The sequence below is a fragment of the Paraburkholderia kirstenboschensis genome (assembly GCF_032806925.1).
Classification (GTDB): Bacteria; Pseudomonadota; Gammaproteobacteria; order Burkholderiales; family Burkholderiaceae; genus Paraburkholderia; species Paraburkholderia kirstenboschensis.
The window spans coordinates 1,967,834-1,982,550 of sequence record NZ_CP136512.1 but is presented as its reverse complement, the minus strand read 5'-3'; the positions used below and the strand labels follow the sequence as shown (position 1 = coordinate 1,982,550).

General features: G+C 61.5%; 12 protein-coding genes and 3 pseudogenes. 2 read left to right on the top strand and 13 right to left on the bottom strand.

All coding sequences use genetic code 11. The features are described from left to right. Nucleotides 1-5: 5 nt before the first annotated feature. The 5 genes from RW095_RS17770 to RW095_RS17750 form a co-directional block, all read right to left on the bottom strand. Nucleotides 6-800 (bottom strand): ABC transporter permease, encoded by a 795-nt coding sequence (locus RW095_RS17770; protein WP_317017276.1) that lies wholly within the window; start codon nucleotides 798-800, stop codon nucleotides 6-8. Further along, entirely contained in the window at nucleotides 797-1,708 is a 912-nt protein-coding gene (locus RW095_RS17765; RefSeq protein ID WP_317017275.1) for an ABC transporter permease, read from the bottom strand. The genes RW095_RS17770 and RW095_RS17765 overlap by 4 nt, the downstream gene beginning before the upstream one ends. Then, nucleotides 1,705-3,054: an NAD(P)/FAD-dependent oxidoreductase gene (locus RW095_RS17760; RefSeq protein ID WP_317017273.1), complete on the bottom strand. Its 1,350-nt coding sequence runs from the start codon at nucleotides 3,052-3,054 to the stop codon at nucleotides 1,705-1,707. Before RW095_RS17760 ends, RW095_RS17765 begins: the two co-directional genes overlap by 4 nt. Nucleotides 3,055-3,057: 3 nt before the next feature. Then, a complete protein-coding gene (locus tag RW095_RS17755) occupies nucleotides 3,058-3,768 on the bottom strand; it encodes an HAD-IA family hydrolase (RefSeq protein WP_317017271.1) in 711 nt (236 codons plus the stop codon). A 68-nt stretch (nucleotides 3,769-3,836) separates the two neighbouring features. Continuing rightward, a complete protein-coding gene (locus tag RW095_RS17750) occupies nucleotides 3,837-4,913 on the bottom strand; it encodes an ABC transporter ATP-binding protein (RefSeq protein ID WP_317017270.1) in 1,077 nt (358 codons plus the stop codon). 100 nt (nucleotides 4,914-5,013) lie between these two features. Between RW095_RS17750 and RW095_RS17745 the strand changes: the two genes are divergently transcribed. Beyond that, nucleotides 5,014-5,985, top strand: a complete 972-nt coding sequence (locus RW095_RS17745; protein ID WP_317017268.1) for a LysR family transcriptional regulator — start codon at nucleotides 5,014-5,016, stop codon at nucleotides 5,983-5,985. A 117-nt stretch (nucleotides 5,986-6,102) separates the two neighbouring features. On the opposite strand, the gene RW095_RS17740 is transcribed toward RW095_RS17745, so the two are convergent. The 8 genes and pseudogenes from RW095_RS17740 to RW095_RS17705 form a co-directional block, all read right to left on the bottom strand. Beyond that, nucleotides 6,103-6,423, bottom strand: a complete 321-nt coding sequence (locus RW095_RS17740) for a hypothetical protein (RefSeq protein ID WP_317017267.1) — start codon at nucleotides 6,421-6,423, stop codon at nucleotides 6,103-6,105. A 93-nt stretch (nucleotides 6,424-6,516) separates the two neighbouring features. Next, complete coding sequence (locus tag RW095_RS17735) at nucleotides 6,517-8,076, bottom strand: DHA2 family efflux MFS transporter permease subunit (RefSeq protein ID WP_317017265.1); 1,560 nt, start codon at nucleotides 8,074-8,076, stop codon at nucleotides 6,517-6,519. 178 nt (nucleotides 8,077-8,254) lie between these two features. After that, nucleotides 8,255-8,746 (bottom strand): annotated as a pseudogene (locus RW095_RS17730) (EmrA/EmrK family multidrug efflux transporter periplasmic adaptor subunit); the annotation flags it as partial. Nucleotides 8,747-8,782: 36 nt separating this feature from the next. Continuing rightward, nucleotides 8,783-10,298: pseudogene (locus RW095_RS17725) on the bottom strand (efflux transporter outer membrane subunit). 50 nt (nucleotides 10,299-10,348) lie between these two features. After that, nucleotides 10,349-10,786 carry a MarR family winged helix-turn-helix transcriptional regulator gene (locus tag RW095_RS17720; RefSeq protein ID WP_317017263.1) on the bottom strand — a complete coding sequence of 146 codons (438 nt, stop codon included), beginning with the start codon at nucleotides 10,784-10,786 and terminating at the stop codon, nucleotides 10,349-10,351. A 304-nt stretch (nucleotides 10,787-11,090) separates the two neighbouring features. Further along, nucleotides 11,091-11,378, bottom strand: a complete 288-nt coding sequence (locus RW095_RS17715) for a DUF1330 domain-containing protein (protein WP_317017261.1) — start codon at nucleotides 11,376-11,378, stop codon at nucleotides 11,091-11,093. 94 nt (nucleotides 11,379-11,472) lie between these two features. Continuing rightward, on the bottom strand, nucleotides 11,473-12,243 hold the full coding sequence (locus RW095_RS17710) for an HD domain-containing protein (protein ID WP_317017260.1): 771 nt from the start codon (nucleotides 12,241-12,243) through the stop codon (nucleotides 11,473-11,475). A 176-nt stretch (nucleotides 12,244-12,419) separates the two neighbouring features. Further along, nucleotides 12,420-13,076 carry an HD domain-containing protein gene (locus tag RW095_RS17705; RefSeq protein WP_317017258.1) on the bottom strand — a complete coding sequence of 219 codons (657 nt, stop codon included), beginning with the start codon at nucleotides 13,074-13,076 and terminating at the stop codon, nucleotides 12,420-12,422. Nucleotides 13,077-13,269: 193 nt separating this feature from the next. On the opposite strand from RW095_RS17705, the pseudogene pdxR reads away from it, so the two are divergent. Continuing rightward, nucleotides 13,270-14,681, top strand: a pseudogene (pdxR, locus tag RW095_RS17700) (MocR-like pyridoxine biosynthesis transcription factor PdxR). Nucleotides 14,682-14,717 lie beyond the last annotated feature (36 nt).

Genomic DNA, 14,717 nt, shown 5'->3' with positions numbered 1-14,717 from the left:
AGAGATCAGGCTCGCGCCGCCGAAGAACGGCGGCTCACGACGACGATCATCACGAGGCACAAGGTCAACGCGGTCAGCATCGTACTGATCGCGGCGATGGTGGGATCGATCTCGTCGCGCAGCGTGACGAACATGCGGCGCGTGAGCGTCTGGTTCGTGCCGCCCGAGATGAACAGTGCGACCACCGTTTCGTCGAGCGCCTGAATGAAGACGAACACCGCACCCGAAATCACGCTCGCCTTGATCTGCGGCAGCGTCACCGCGAGAAAGCTGCGTAGGCGATTCATGCCGAGGCTGCGCGCGACCATCTCCTGCGTGCGGTCGAAAGTGCGTAAATCGGCGCCCACGGAAATCAGCACATAGGGCAGGCCGAGCATCGTATCGGCGACGATCAGGCCGCCCAGCGTGTTCACATAACCCGCTTGCGTGAATACGAAGAACACGCCCACCGCGACGATGATGATCGGCACCATTAGCGGCAACATTAGCAGCGTGCGCAGATAGCGCATCGACCAGTGCGTGCCGTGCTGGATCGCGTAGGCCGCGGCGATGCCGAGCGGCGTCGCGAGCACCGCTGCGCAAACGGACGCCACGAGCGTCGTGCGAGCCGCGTCGATCCACGCCGGGTTGTCGAAGAACGCGTGATACCAGCGCAACGAATAGGCGGGCGGCGGGAACGTCATGAAGCGCGTGTCCGAGAACGACAGCGGCACGACGATCAGCACCGGCAGCATCAGAAACACGAGAATCAGCACGACGAGCGCGCCGAGCACGACTCTGCCGAACGGGATCTTGTTCATTTCGCGCCCAGGGTCTTTTCAAGTGGAATCACGCGGCTCGCGGCATAGAAGATCGCGAACACGCAGAGCAGCAGCGCGACACTGACCGCGCTCGCGGCGCCCCAGCTGTTATAAATCTCGACGTTGCGGCTCACCACCATCGACACCATGATGGACTTGCCCCCGCCCATCAGTTCGGGCGTGATGTAGAAACCGAGGCACAGTACGAATACGAGCGTGACGCCTGCCACGACGCCGCTCATCGACAGCGGCAGGAACACGCGCCAGAACACGTGCAGCGGCGAGCCGCCGAGACTGGCGCCGGCCTGCGAGAGATTAGCTGGGATTTTCTGCATCGCCGAATAGAGCGGCAGCACCATGAAGGGCAACAGAATGTGCACCATCGCGAGAATGGTGCCGAACTGGTTATAAGCAAGTTGCACTGGACGATCGACAAGACCCGTCGCGAGCAGCGCCTTGTTGATGAGGCCGGTGCGCTGCAGCAGCACGAGCCACGCATAGGTACGCACGAGCACACTGGTCCAGAACGGCAGGATCACCATGCCGAGTATCAGCGCACTCCATCGCGGCGATACCGACGCCGCAAAATACGCAACCGGATAGCCCAGCAGCAACGTCACGCCCGTCACGATCACGCTGAGCTTGAACGTCATAAGGAACGTGTCGAGATAGGTGCCCGTGAAAATGCGCTGGTAGTTGACGAGCGTGAAGCCGCCGTCATGCCAGATGGACTGCCACGACAGCCACGCGAGCGGCACCACCAGCAGCACGACCACGACGAACAACGCGGGCGCGAGCAACAGCAGCATCGCGCGGTCTTCGCGTTGCTGGTGGCGCACCGACGGGTCCATCGCGGTTGTTTGCATCAAGGCGGGTTCCTGGAGAATCCGTTTGGCTGTCGTCATCATGCACCCACGGCGTCGAGAAACTGATACCACGCGGCAACGACGCGAACGCCCGGCGCGCGCAGCGAATGGAACGGCACGGGCCGCAAGCCTTGCTGGCCGAGCAACGCAAGCTCGGGTGTCTCGCCGAGTGCGAGCGCCGCGGCATGCTGGCCAAGCAGGCTCGCCATTGCGACGCCCGCTCCGTTATACCCCAGACAAAAGGTCGTGGCGTCGTCGCTGCGGCCAACATGCGGCAACGCGTTGAACGTCATGCCGACATAGCCGGACCACTGATATTCGATACGCAGACCCGCGAGATCCGGAAACAGCGCGACCATCGCGCGTTGCAACGCGTCGAAGCCGGTCGCCTGACCTTCCTTGCCGAATGCGTCGCGTCCGCCGAACAGCATACGGCCGTCGACCTTGCGAAACCACTTCATCATTCGGCGCGTTTCCGTATAGCTGCGGCGCTGCGTCATGAGCCGACTATCGAGTTCCGCGGGCAGGCGTTCGGTCGCGATCATCGCGCTGCGAAACGGCACGAGTTCGCGCTGATAGGCAGCGGTCGCGGACGTGAGATCGGAATACGCGTTAGTCGCGACGATCACTTGCCCCGCGCGCACCGTGCCGCCCGGCGTTCGCAGCACGACACCCGCGGGCCCGCTTTGCGAACGCGTCATTTCGACAACCGGCGTGGCTTCGTAAATCGGCACGCCGCGCGCGGTGAGACCTCTCGCGAGACCGTACACATATTCGAGCGGCAGGATCGTGCCTGCATCGGCGCTCAATACGCCGCCGACAAATTCCCTCGATCCCGTCTCGCTCGTCACTTCTTCGCTCGACTGCACTGTCATCGACGTGTCGCCCAATTGCGTGCGCACCCAGTCGGCCTCCGCGCAGATCGCGGCGAACGCGCGCTCGGTGTGCGCGCAACGCAGGCTGCCCGTATGCTCGAACCGCGCACGTTCGAGCTTGAACTCGTCGATGAACGATTCGACCACTCGCACGCCATCGTGCGCGAGCCGGTGCATGCGCTTCGCGGTATCGAGTCCGTGCAGCTTGTCGATCTGCGGAAACGACAAGCGGAACTTCGACGACACCACCCCGCCGTTGCGCCCACTCGCGCCCCAACCGACCGGGTTCGCATCGAACACTGCGCAATCGACGCCGCGCTTTTGCAGCGCGTATGCGGCCGACAAGCCCGAATAACCCGCGCCGATCACGGCCACGTCCACCGTCAGATCACGCGCGAGCGGCGCGCCCATGCTCACGGGCGCCTGCCGTTGCGATGAGCGGGCGGCCATCGCCCGCCATAGCGAATCGGGCTGCGGCCGCTGCGAGGCGTTGTGGAGGGCGGGCGCGAGCATGGCTTAAGCGGCGCGCGCTTCGGCTTCGACGGCGTCGGCGAGCGCGCCGAGCGTTGCAAACCTGAACGTGGGCACGGTGACAGCTTCGGGCACCGGCGTCGCGCCGAAACCCTTCATGCCCTGCCGGCGCTCGATCCAGCACGTCGAGTAACCAAGCTTCGTCGCGATACCGATGTCGTGATACTGGCTCTGCGCGGCGTGCAGGATCTCGTTGAACTTGAAGCCGAATGCGGCCTGACGCCCACGGTTATAGGCAAAGAACTGCGGGTCCGGTTTCGCGACGCCCGTTTCGTCACAGCAAACGGTGTCGTCGAAAGGGTCACCCAGGGTATGTGCGTAGGCCGACAACGCGACACGGTCGGCGTTGGTCATCGCCACGAGGCGATAGTGTTTGCGCAGGCGCTTCAGGGCCGCGACCGAGTCTTCGAATGCTGGCCACTCCAGCACGTCGCGCTGAAAGGCCGCGGCGGATTGCGCGTCATCGGGCAGGCCGAGCTCGCCGGCAAGATACAGATACACGTTCGCCATCTCGTGGCTCGAACGACCCGGATACTTCGCGCGTCCGCGCATATACGGCTCGAAGATCTGATCGTCGGTGAGATCTTTCGCCGCCGCGCCGCCAAGGCGCCGCACGGACGCGAGCACGCCCTGTTCGAAGTTGATCAGCGTGCCGACGACATCGAACGTCAGGACCTTGAAATCGGTGAGCTTCATTGCATCATCCTTTTGCGGGTTGCGTGAATTTCGTAAGACGTATGCCGCCAGGCGGGCGGCGGGAGAAGTCAGGCGGGCACGACAATCGTGTCCTGCGGATCGAGCACCACGGTCATGTGTTCGCCCGGTGAGGGAATGCGGCTGCGCGCGTTGTGATTGCCGGGCTGGCGCAGACTGATCGAGGTGCCGTCAGCCAGTGTCGCGAACACGCGCAGGCTTTCCCCCTGGTACAGCACTTCGGTTACGCGGCACGAGAGCCGGTTGGCGGCCGGCTCTGTCGCGCCGGCGTCGATCACGAGCTTTTCGGTCTGCACGGCAAGCAGCAAACGCTCGCCGCGCGGCAACGGATGCGCGGTTCGCAACACCGCGTCGCCCATGCGCACGGCGTCGTCGCCGGCGCGGCTCACGTCGAGCAGCGTCGCCTCGCCGATGAAGCTCGCGACAAACGCGTCGCAAGGCCGGTCATAGAGACGCTCGGGCGTATCGATCTGCACGAGCTTGCCGTTATTCAGTACAGCCACGCGATCGCTCATGGTCAGCGCCTCGCGCTGGTCGTGCGTCACGTAGACAATCGTAGCGCCGAGCTTGCGATGCAGACGCCGCAACTCGATTTGCATGGTTTCGCGAAGTTGCTTGTCGAGCGCGGAAAGCGGCTCGTCCATCAGGATCAGTTGCGGCTCGAAGACCATCGCCCTTGCAAGCGCAACGCGCTGACGTTGACCGCCGGAAAGCTGGCTGATGTCGCGCGATTCATAGCCGCTCAGTTCGACCATCGCGAGCGCGTCGGCCACTTTCGCCGCCCAGCCCGCTTTCGGATCGCGGCGCGCGCGCAGCGGAAATGCGACGTTCTCGCCCACCGTCATGTGCGGAAAGAGCGCGTAGTTCTGGAACACGATGCCGATGTTGCGTTTGTGCGGCGGCGCAAATGTAATGTCCCGCTCGCCGACCCAGACGGAGCCCGAACTCGGTTGAACAAAGCCGCCGAGGATGCCGAGCAGCGTTGTCTTGCCCGACCCGGACGGCCCGAGCAGCGACACGAACTCGCCTGGCTCGATGTCGAGCGAGACGTCGTCGAGCGCGATCACGGGACCATAGCGCTTCGCTGCTGACCGGATGGAGACTCCTGTTTTCGCTCGTGCGTCCATTGCGTTTGCTCTCGCTGAAGGGCCTGCATTAGGGAAAATATAGGTGTCAAACTTTTTGGCGGCAATTCCCAAATTGTTGGATCGGGCATAACATCAAGTCATGCCGAATCTACGCAAAAAACTGCCTAGCGCCAACGCGCTGTTCGTCTTCGAAGCTGCCGCGCGGTGCGGCAACTTCACGCGTGCCGCGCAGGAACTCTATGTGAGCCAGCCCGCCGTGAGCCGCATGCTCGCGCGCATGGAAGACCACATCGGAGTGCGCCTGTTCGAGCGCGTGCGCGGCGGCATCGAGCTGACCGAGAGCGGGCGGATTCTGTACACCAAGATCTCCGAAGGATTCAACGGCATTGAAAGCGCGATACGTGAAATCGAGGCGCGTGCCACGGGCGTGGAATCCGTCACGCTGTCGGTATCCACGGGCTTTACGACGCACTGGCTGATGCCGCGCATGAGCCGCCTGAACGAAGCGTTTCCGTCAATCGATTTGCGGTTTCAGCTCATTTCCGGGCGCATTGGCGGACCGCTCGTCGATGTCGACCTGGGCATGCGCTTCATGCACGCTGGTGACATCGACGAAAACAGCGTGCTTGTTATGCCCGAAACGCTGTTGCCCGTGTGCAATCCGCGCTATCAGGAAACGGCGCAAACGGACGCTGGCCGTGAGCACGGCGACACCGTCATCGTGATGGACGACGAAGAGCGCGGCTGGCACCACCGCTTTGGAGCGTTCGAGCAGCACGGCCGGCGCGTGGCGAGCATGCTCAGCTTCAACGACTACGCGATCGTCGTGCAGGCGGCGCTGCTCGGCCAGGGCATCGCGCTTGGCTGGCTGAACGTGGTGTCGCACTGGCTGTCGCAGCGCGCACTCGTCCCCGCCGAAGAAGAAATCCTCGTGACGAACCGGCGCTGCTGTCTGGTGTCGCCCGCGAACCGGCCTTTGCGACCCATCGTCGCGAATGTGCGCGACTGGATCGTCGAGGAAATGCGCGCCGATTTACGCACGTTGGAGCGTGCGTACCCGCAGTTGGGATTGCGCGGGGCGTTCAAGGAATGCGGAGTCGCCATTGTGTGACGGCAGGAGATGAACTGCTGCGGCCGCTTCACTCCATAAGAACAGGCGGCGCGCGGCAATTCCGGTCGCAGCGCCCGCATTCTGCGCTGGCCAGATCAGCGATCGGCCAACGGCTTATCAAAGCCCGTTCTTCATCGTGTGCATCAAGTCGCCGAACGACTGACGCGTATTGACCGCATTGACGATGTCAGCGAGAAACCAGGGAAGAATCAACTGTGTGTTGGGATCGGTGACACCGACGCTCAGCGCCGGCGGCTTCGTTGCCGGCGCGGTTGTCGTAGCGCCTTGATAAGCGGGCGAGGCGCGGGTTTCGTTGGCAGGCGAAGCGTGTTGGGCGACCGGCTCGGCGGGCGGCGGCCACGCCGACGAACAGCCGCCAAGCGGCATAGTGACGGCGGCGGCAACAGCGGCAGTAGCAGCAACGTAGAACGGCTTCATGATCAACTCCAGCCTACGTCATTTGGACAGAATTTCGTGGCGAGAAGTTCGTCGGCTTAGGCACGCCGAATGGCAGCGCCGGTGTCCCCGGTCTTAGTGCCCCGCTGCGCCAGCCGCTGCGGCATTCGTCTTGCCCGGCTTCGTCACCCAGATCAACGGAACGATCACTACGAAGATCACGGCCGACAGCCAGAAAATATCGTTGAGCCCGAGCATGGCGGCCTGGGTGTTCATCGAGTGTTCGAAGAAAGCCATGGCTTGAGACCGGCTTCCTCCCAACGCAGCTTGCGCCGAATCGAGTGCCGCGGTGAAAACAGGATTGGTGATGCCGGTCTGCTCAGCCAGTCTCGCGTGATGCAAGATGGTGCGATCGTTCCAGCCGGTCGCGGCGAGAGACGTTCCCACTGCGCCTGCAAACACCCGCACGAAATTGGATAAGCCGGCAGCGGCAGGGATTCTCTCGGGCGCGAGGCCGGAAAGAATGATTGCTGTCAGCGGCACGAAGAACAATGCGGTCGGTATGCCCTGCAACAAGGTGGGCAACACGAGCGTCCACGTATCCACGCCGGTCGTGTAGTGCGAGCGCATGAAGAACACGGCCGCAAAGCCGATAAAGGCCAACGTTGCGAGCACGCGTGCATCCGAACGTGGCATGATCTTCGCCATCACAGGGGCAAGGATCACGGCGAATATGCCGAGCGGCGCCGTGACGAGACCTGCATCGACTGACCGGTAGTTCAGGTAACCCTGCATCCACTGCGGCAGCAAGACGAGGTTGGAGAAAAACACCGCATACGCAACTGAAATCGCAATCGTGCCGCCTAGAAAATTGCGGCCGCCGAACAGCCTCAAATCGATGATCGGATTCTTCTCGGTCAGCTCCCAGATCACGAAGAAAGCAAAGCTGATTCCTGCAAACACAGTCAACGCGACGATTACCGGCGAATTGAACCAGTCGAGGTCCTTACCCTTGTCGAGCATGATCTGCAGCGAACCGACCCACGCGATCAGCGAGATCAGCCCTATCTTGTCGATCGGCAAACGCTTGGTTGGGGTCTCGCGCGTGCGGTAGATCGCCCATGTCACACCTGCAGCAAAAAGCCCCACTGGAATGTTGATGTAGAAGATCCACGACCACGAATAGCTGTCCGTGATCCAGCCTCCGAGCGCAGGCCCCGCAATGGGGCCGACAGTCGCCGTCATTGCCCACAGCGCCAACGCATGCGAACTCTTCTCCTTCGGATACGAGCCCAGCAGAATGGCTTGCGAAAGCGGAATCAACGGGCCCGCAACCGCGCCTTGCAAAATGCGCGCGGCGAGCAGAACCGGCAGGTTCGGTGCTATTCCACATAACCATGAGGACATGACGAACAACAGTATGGCCCATACGAACAGCCTGATCTGCCCGACACGCTGCGTGAGCCAACCCGTCAACGGGATCGAAATTGCATTGGCTGCGGCGAAGAGCGTAATGACCCATGTGCCTTCATCGACCGATACGCCAAGGTTGCCTGCGATCGTCGGGATAGCCACGTTCGCAATCGAAGAGTCGAGCACATTCATGAAAGTGGCCAGCGCCACAGCGAGCGTTGCGAGCACAAGCTTGCCGCCCGTCAAAGGCGCAAGCGTTGCAGGTCGCGTCGATTGATTCATTTCATCACCTGTTGAAGGTCACTAATATCTGACTGGTCAGCTAACCGCACGAAAAAAAAGGGAAAAGACTCGTCGTGTGTTCAGCCCGCTTTCCGCGTCGCGTTGTTTTGCACCCCAGCCGTTGCGGCCGTGCGCGCCATCGGCATGTTTTGCGCGATGATCCGGGCGATCTCCGCATCTGCCCCGACACAGCGCCGGTTTCCGCGACCGCCTGACGTCGTTTCAGATCATTGACGGCGCGCGCGAGATCGGACTCGCGCTGCGCGACTGTTGCTGCGTAGTAGTCGTTGTTCACGTAGAGACCGCTGACTTGCCGCACGGTCTGCCCAAGCGTTGCTTCAGCATTGGCAAGCGCGTCTTTGGCGTCCGCGTTGTCGAGCGTCACGAGCGGCACACCTTGCTTGACGATCTGCGTATCGTCCGCGTTCACTGCAACGACGGTGCCGCTGACCTGCGGCGTCAGTTGCACGAGATTGCCGCTGACGTATGCATCGTCGGTCGCCTCATGATATTGACCGGTCGTCACGTAATACACGCCATAAGCTGTGCCGGCTACCACTATCGCGGCGCCCAGCAGCGCGAGCAGCAGCTTGCGCCGGATGGGCGTTTGCGTTTGTTGAGGTTGGTCTGCGTCCGCCTTCGCTCGGTCGGCGTTAATCGTATCGCTCATTTTGTGGCTCCTGACAGGATCTGAAATACGTCGAGCTCAACGCGCGGCGACGACTGGATTGAGTTTGACTGCAGGTGCCGCACCGGCACTCTGCGCAGCGGCATCGGCATTGTCGGAATAGCCGCCGCCAAGCGCCGCTGCCAAGGCGATCTGCTGATCGCGCCGGTTCATCTTCAGATTCGCGACCTGCTGGTCGGCGCCCAGCGCCGTGGTGTCGGCGTTCAGCACCGTGAGCTGATTCGCGAGTCCCGCCTTGTATTGGACGAGCGCCAGTTGATCGGCGCTGCGGGCGGCTTCCCGCGCGGCGAGCGCGTCGCTGAGCTGTTCGTCGGTGGAACGGATTTGCGCGAGTTGAGTGGCAACTTCGGACAGTGCCGTGACGAGCGTCTGGTTATAAGCCGCGACGGCGTAGTCGAAATCGGCATAGCGGCCTTTAAGTTGCGCCCGCAACTGGCCGCCGTCGAAAATCGGCAGATGGATCGCCGGCCCCACCGATGCCGTGCGGCTCGCCGCGTTGAGGAAGCGGCCGAAGCCGAACGCGTCAAGGCCGATAGCAGCACTCAGGTTGATGTCGGGATAGAACTCGGCCTTGGCTTCCTTCACATCGTGCATGAGCGCGTCGGCTCGCCATTTCGCGGCGACCAGATCCGGACGCCGGCTCACGAGGTCGGCGGGAAGGTTGGCCGGCAGACGCACTTCGTCGCCGATACCCAGCGCGGGACGGGCAATCGCAAGACCTCGGTCAGGTCCTGCGCCGAGCAATGCGGCAAGTTGATATCGCGTGCTGAGAATGCTGCCGTCCAGCGACGCCAACGCGGCCCGGCTGCTAGCAAGGTTCGCCAGCGCGGTCTTGCGCTCCACCTGCGTATCGAGTCCGGTTGCAATCCGGCCGGCGGTAATGCGGTCTATCTGCTCGCGCTGCGTCACTTCCTGCTGCGCGATGTCGCGCAGCGCATATAGACGCGCCAGCTGGTTATACGCACGCGCCGTGGCAGATGTCAGCGAGAGTCTGACGACTTCCGCATCGGCCTTGCTTGCTTGCAACTGCGACACCGAGGCTTTCAGCGCTTCGCGATTTCTTGCCCCACAAATCGAGGTCATACGATGCGGACAGCAAGCCCTTGTTCTCTGATTGCCATGACCCGCCGTACGGAGGCGGCACGAGCGCCGTGCTCGAATACTGCTTCCGCGTGAACGAATAAGTCGCCCCGACTTGCGGCAGCGTGCTCGCCTTCGCCGTCTCGCTGTAAGCAGCGGCGGCGGCGACGCGCGCGCGCGCCTGTTCGATCGACGGGTTGCCTTTCAATGCCTCCTCGAGCAGCGCCTTCAGTTGCGAGTCGCCGAACTGATCGGCCCAGTCGACGGCGGGCCACTGCCCGTCGTCCGCCGGAATGCTTTGCTGCGTCGCGTAGGTCTGCGGCGCCGCAATCTGCTTGTCGCTCGAGATGCCTGCAAAGTTCGCGCAGGCCGATAGCACTGCCGCGAAAATCACCGTCATGCCGGATTTCGCAATTCGCGATCCGATCACTCGTCGATTTAACTGTCTATTGATCTTCTGACATGTCAGATATATGGACAAAAAAATTTGCGCGAACGATTCGCTCAATCTTCGAGAAACTTGAACAGCAGACGGCGCAGCTCATGGAATTCGGCCTTGGTGAATTTCTTCAGCCGCCTGTTGAGCACGACCGGCACCATGTCGGGCAGACGGCTCGCCACGGCTTCGCCTTTTTTCGTGAGCTTCAGATTTACGACACGGCGATCTTCGAGACTGCGGGAGCGCTGAAGCAAACCCTTCGTTTCGAGCTTGTCGAGCATGCGCGTCATCAGGCCGGTGTCTATACCGAGCAACGTGGACAGTTCGAACGGAGTGCTCGCGATCGCCTGGTGCATGGACAGAAGAATGCCCATTTGCTGGGCCGTGATGTCCAGATCCTTGAGTTCTGCGTCTATCTCTGTCACCAGAAGGTTGCGCGCCTTGTTGATGGCAAAGCCCACGCTCTCGGTTACGCTGAAATTCTCGCTCGTGTAATGGTTCATCTGTTGTTCCCTCGCTTGGAACGCAATATATCTGCATTGTCAGATATCTCCAAGCTCAATGCTGCACATCAATGTTTCAATAATTGCGCTAACCGGCGATTCTGTCCTGCGGCGAAGAGGAACTGCCGCTCGCGGCACGCCGATCTCATTGCTCCGATCAGCCCGCCTACCAATGAGCTTTCAGCCAACTTCCACAGGCGACGCGCAACGCGAGCTTGCCAATAGCACCGAGACGCTTACCGCCCGCGTCAGTCGCCGGCGGGGGGCCCGCTCAATTCCACGGGCCTTGCATCGCCGCCTTCTGTCACACGCCTTCAACGAGAACGGCGCGATAGCGCGCGCCTTTGAACCGGTGCTGCGCGACTTCCTGATATGCGGGCCCGTCGTACCAGGCACGCGCTTGCGCAGTCGACGGAAACTCCACGATCACGACACCCTCTGGCGCTTCGCCCTCAAGAACCTGTTGAGGCCCGTAGGCAGCGAGAATCTTGACGGGATGGCCTTTGAAGGTCTCGCCGACCTTGCTTTGGTAGATGTCGAGTTCCTGCTGATCCTGCGTGCTTTCTTTTGTGAAGACGATATATGTGGCCATGGCATGCGCTCCTGCGGTGGTGGGAAGGTGCATACGATGATGCCATGAAATCGCATCATGCTTCGGCGCACAGCGCCACTGCTATGTGGACCGGTCATTTTCCGGTAGCCCAGTGCGAGTTGCGCATCAGCTTGCTGAAGTCTCTGCGGACGAAACCAGGGTCCTTGTAGGCCATGACATCGGCCAAGCCCGTTCCCTGTGTCGTCTCCAGACGATGCTTGAGGCTGTCGTAGAGAGCCTGCATAAAGTCCTCCGCGAATTGTGGCGGATGCGGATGAGCCGCCTCGACGGCGTTCCGCTGCGCGGCTGTGAAGTCGTCATAGCCTGCGCCCACAAGATCCATGTTGGCGCCTTCGGCAACGAGTGCGGCCATGGGGAACAGATGCGCGGAAATTCCATTGGTCGTGTGCAACGCAATCGCAAGCCAGACCATCTGGCTATCAGCCTCTGAAATGCCGTGACTCCGCAAAAAATCGCGTGCCGCGTTCGCGCCATCCACTTCATAGCGCAAGTGGCTTTGCCCATAACCTGCCGTCAGGCCGAAATCATGGAACATAGCCGCAACGTAGAGAAGTTCCGGGTCGAAAGCGAGGCCCTTGCGCTTTCCTGCCAGGGCAGCCCAATAATAGACGCGCGTGGAGTGCTGAAACAGAAAATCGCCCTCCGAATCGCGGATGAATTGCGCTGCGTCGCGCGCCAATTTGCTGTCGGGGACTTTTACGCCAGGAACCTCATCGCCGGCGTTCGCCGTGGGTTGAATAAACGTGGGCTGCGTTTGCGCGTGCGCGTCGGGGGCCAGGATAATTCCCCCAACCGCGAGAGCGAGGGCGGCGCAAACTGCAGCAACGATACTGCCGGCCTGCATGATCTTCTCCTTCTTCCAAAGAACTTAACTGAACCGGAACCAGCACACGACTGCTGGCCGTGCCTATACGCGAGGCACTTCAGGAATTCCGGCTCGGACCCTGCGTATTTCATACGACATGCAGGGTGCGGATTGCGACTAGTGGGACGACAACCGGTCTTTCAGATATGCAGCGTTCAGCGGGCAGTTCGCTGTTCCCACTTCGAACCGAGGATGATGCTGCAAACGTTCGTTCGCACGAAGTCCGGATCCTTGTAGGCGAGGAAATCATCGTTGAAGGTACCGAACGTGCTGCCGGGGCGATGCTTCATACCGTGATAGAAAGCATCGATGATCTTGTTTGCAAAGCCGGGATCGCGGGGATACGCAGCAATCACCGCGTCGCGTTGTTCGTCGGTAAATTCCTCAAAGCCGCGCCCCGCCACGTCCATTCCTGCTCCTGCCTGCAACAAGGCAATTTCTCCGTGCATGTGTTCCGGGATGCCAGGAGTCGTGTGCAGGGCAACGGCATTCCAGACCTTGTCAATGTCCGCCTCGCCGATAGGGTGGCTTCGCAGAAAATCCCGCGCGGCGTTCGCGCCGTCCACTTCGAAGCGAAGCTGGCTCTCCTGATAGATCGACGTGAGGCCAATGTCGTGGAACATAGCGGCGACGTAAAGCAACTCCGGATCGAAAATCACGCCATTTCGTTCCCCGAGCAAAGCACCCCAGAAGTACACGCGGGAGGAGTGCGTGAACAGCAATTCATTTTCCGTGTCTCGAATAAGCTCGGTGACCTCACGCGCCAATTTACTGTCAGGTATCGTCACGCTAGATCTTCCGTTCGTCTGCATCACTCTTCTCCATTCATCTGGTCCTGCATCTACGGACAATCGGCGACGGCAGGTGCCTATTGCTCGCCCGCACGCCACTGTGTAGTCCAATGAGATCGCAACTGATCAGCCGCCTTATATGGAGGAAGTTACGCTCCTATCAGGCCACAATACAGACCCAAGATTGACGATTCTGGATGTACCATTGGCGGCTATGACGACGCTCCCAATTGGCCTCGATCGCTCCGCGAGCACATCGCTGTCCACACAAATCTACGGCGCGATTCGACACGCGATAGAGACAGGGCAGCTTGCCGCCGGCGCAAGGCTGCCATCGTGGGTTGATCTGGCCGCGCAGATCGGCGTCTCGCGCGGCACGGTGCGTGTGGCCTATGAACGTCTGATCGACGAGCAGTTCGCGGTCGCCTGTGGGGCGGCCGGCACTCGGGTAGCTGAGCGTCCACCCCCGCCTGCAACGCCCGGTCGGTCACCCGAAGCGCCGCCGTTTCCCGATCTGTTCCATGAATTCGGAGCGGCTCCTTTGGCGTTTCAGATGGGTGTGCCTTCCGAGGACGCCTTTCCTTTCAAGCTATGGTCGCGAGTACTCACGCGCGCGGCGCGGCGGGCTGCGGTTGCTCCTGTCGGCTACCCTGATCCGCGTGGCGATCCGGACTTCCGAAAGGAGATCGCAGCCTATCTTGGCGTAGCACGGGCTTGCGGTGCAGTCCATCTCAGGTTCTTGTCACTGCGGGTTTCTCGGCTGCACTCGGCCTCGCAATCCGGGGGCTGGGTGTCGAAGGCAAAGAAGCATGGATGGAAGATCCCGGTTTTCCGCTCACGCGTACGGCGCTCGATTTGGCTGGAATGACTGTGAGAGCCATTCCAGTCGATGCGGACGGGCTTGACGTGGACGCGGGCATTCGGAGTTCGGCTGACGCCGCCCTGGCAGTCGTGACACCGGGCCAGCAGGCACCCCTCGGGATGGCGATGTCGCTCCCCCGGCGGCTCGCGCTGCTCGCATGGGCTCGACGAAACGACGCATGGATCATCGAAGACGACTACCTGAGTGAGCTCCAATTGAAGGGCCGCGCAGCGCCGGCCCTTGCATCACTGGATCCAGACGGACGGGTGTTGCATATTGGCAGCTTCAGCAAGACTATCAGCCCCGCGCTCCGACTCGGCTTTCTGGTGGTCCCGCTTGAAATGGCCGGCCGCTTTGGCGAGATCGCAGCGTGCCTGATGCCCGCACCGGCGTCGTTCGTGCAGCACGCCGTGGCGGAATTTCTGCGCGATGGGCACTATCTTCGGCACCTTCGGCGTATGAAGCGTCTTTACGCCACGCGACGCGATAGCCTGCTTCGTTGTCTGAACGAGTTGGCATCGGACTTGATAAAAGTTCGTGCGGCTGCCGGTACGGCCATCGTGACGACGCTTCCCCACTCTGCATCTGACGTAGATATCGCCATGCGAGCGTTGCAATCCCGCTTGGCGCCTGCGCCTCTGTCGCCGTGGTATCTGCACTCGCCTCGCCCACAGGGCTTACTGCTGAGCGTGACCAACCTGGATGAACGCAGGGTGGTCGAAGACTGTCGCCGGCTGGTGGAAGTGGTTCGCAAGGGTAGCTAGGCCGCCGGCAATGCGGCTTGCTGACCGCTTGATGGT

Bases quoted from the DNA above. Each gene is read 5' to 3' on its own strand.
- RW095_RS17770 (WP_317017276.1), bottom strand. From the start codon at position 800: ATGAACAAGATCCCGTTCGGCAGAGTCGTGCTCGGCGCGCTCGTCGTG.
- RW095_RS17765 (WP_317017275.1), bottom strand. From the start codon at position 1,708: ATGATGACGACAGCCAAACGGATTCTCCAGGAACCCGCCTTGATGCAA.
- RW095_RS17760 (WP_317017273.1), bottom strand. From the start codon at position 3,054: ATGCTCGCGCCCGCCCTCCACAACGCCTCGCAGCGGCCGCAGCCCGAT.
- RW095_RS17755 (WP_317017271.1), bottom strand. From the start codon at position 3,768: ATGAAGCTCACCGATTTCAAGGTCCTGACGTTCGATGTCGTCGGCACG.
- RW095_RS17750 (WP_317017270.1), bottom strand. From the start codon at position 4,913: ATGGACGCACGAGCGAAAACAGGAGTCTCCATCCGGTCAGCAGCGAAG.
- RW095_RS17745 (WP_317017268.1), top strand. From the start codon at position 5,014: ATGCCGAATCTACGCAAAAAACTGCCTAGCGCCAACGCGCTGTTCGTC.
- RW095_RS17740 (WP_317017267.1), bottom strand. From the start codon at position 6,423: ATGAAGCCGTTCTACGTTGCTGCTACTGCCGCTGTTGCCGCCGCCGTC.
- RW095_RS17735 (WP_317017265.1), bottom strand. From the start codon at position 8,076: ATGAATCAATCGACGCGACCTGCAACGCTTGCGCCTTTGACGGGCGGC.
- RW095_RS17720 (WP_317017263.1), bottom strand. From the start codon at position 10,786: ATGAACCATTACACGAGCGAGAATTTCAGCGTAACCGAGAGCGTGGGC.
- RW095_RS17715 (WP_317017261.1), bottom strand. From the start codon at position 11,378: ATGGCCACATATATCGTCTTCACAAAAGAAAGCACGCAGGATCAGCAG.
- RW095_RS17710 (WP_317017260.1), bottom strand. From the start codon at position 12,243: ATGCAGGCCGGCAGTATCGTTGCTGCAGTTTGCGCCGCCCTCGCTCTC.
- RW095_RS17705 (WP_317017258.1), bottom strand. From the start codon at position 13,076: ATGCAGACGAACGGAAGATCTAGCGTGACGATACCTGACAGTAAATTG.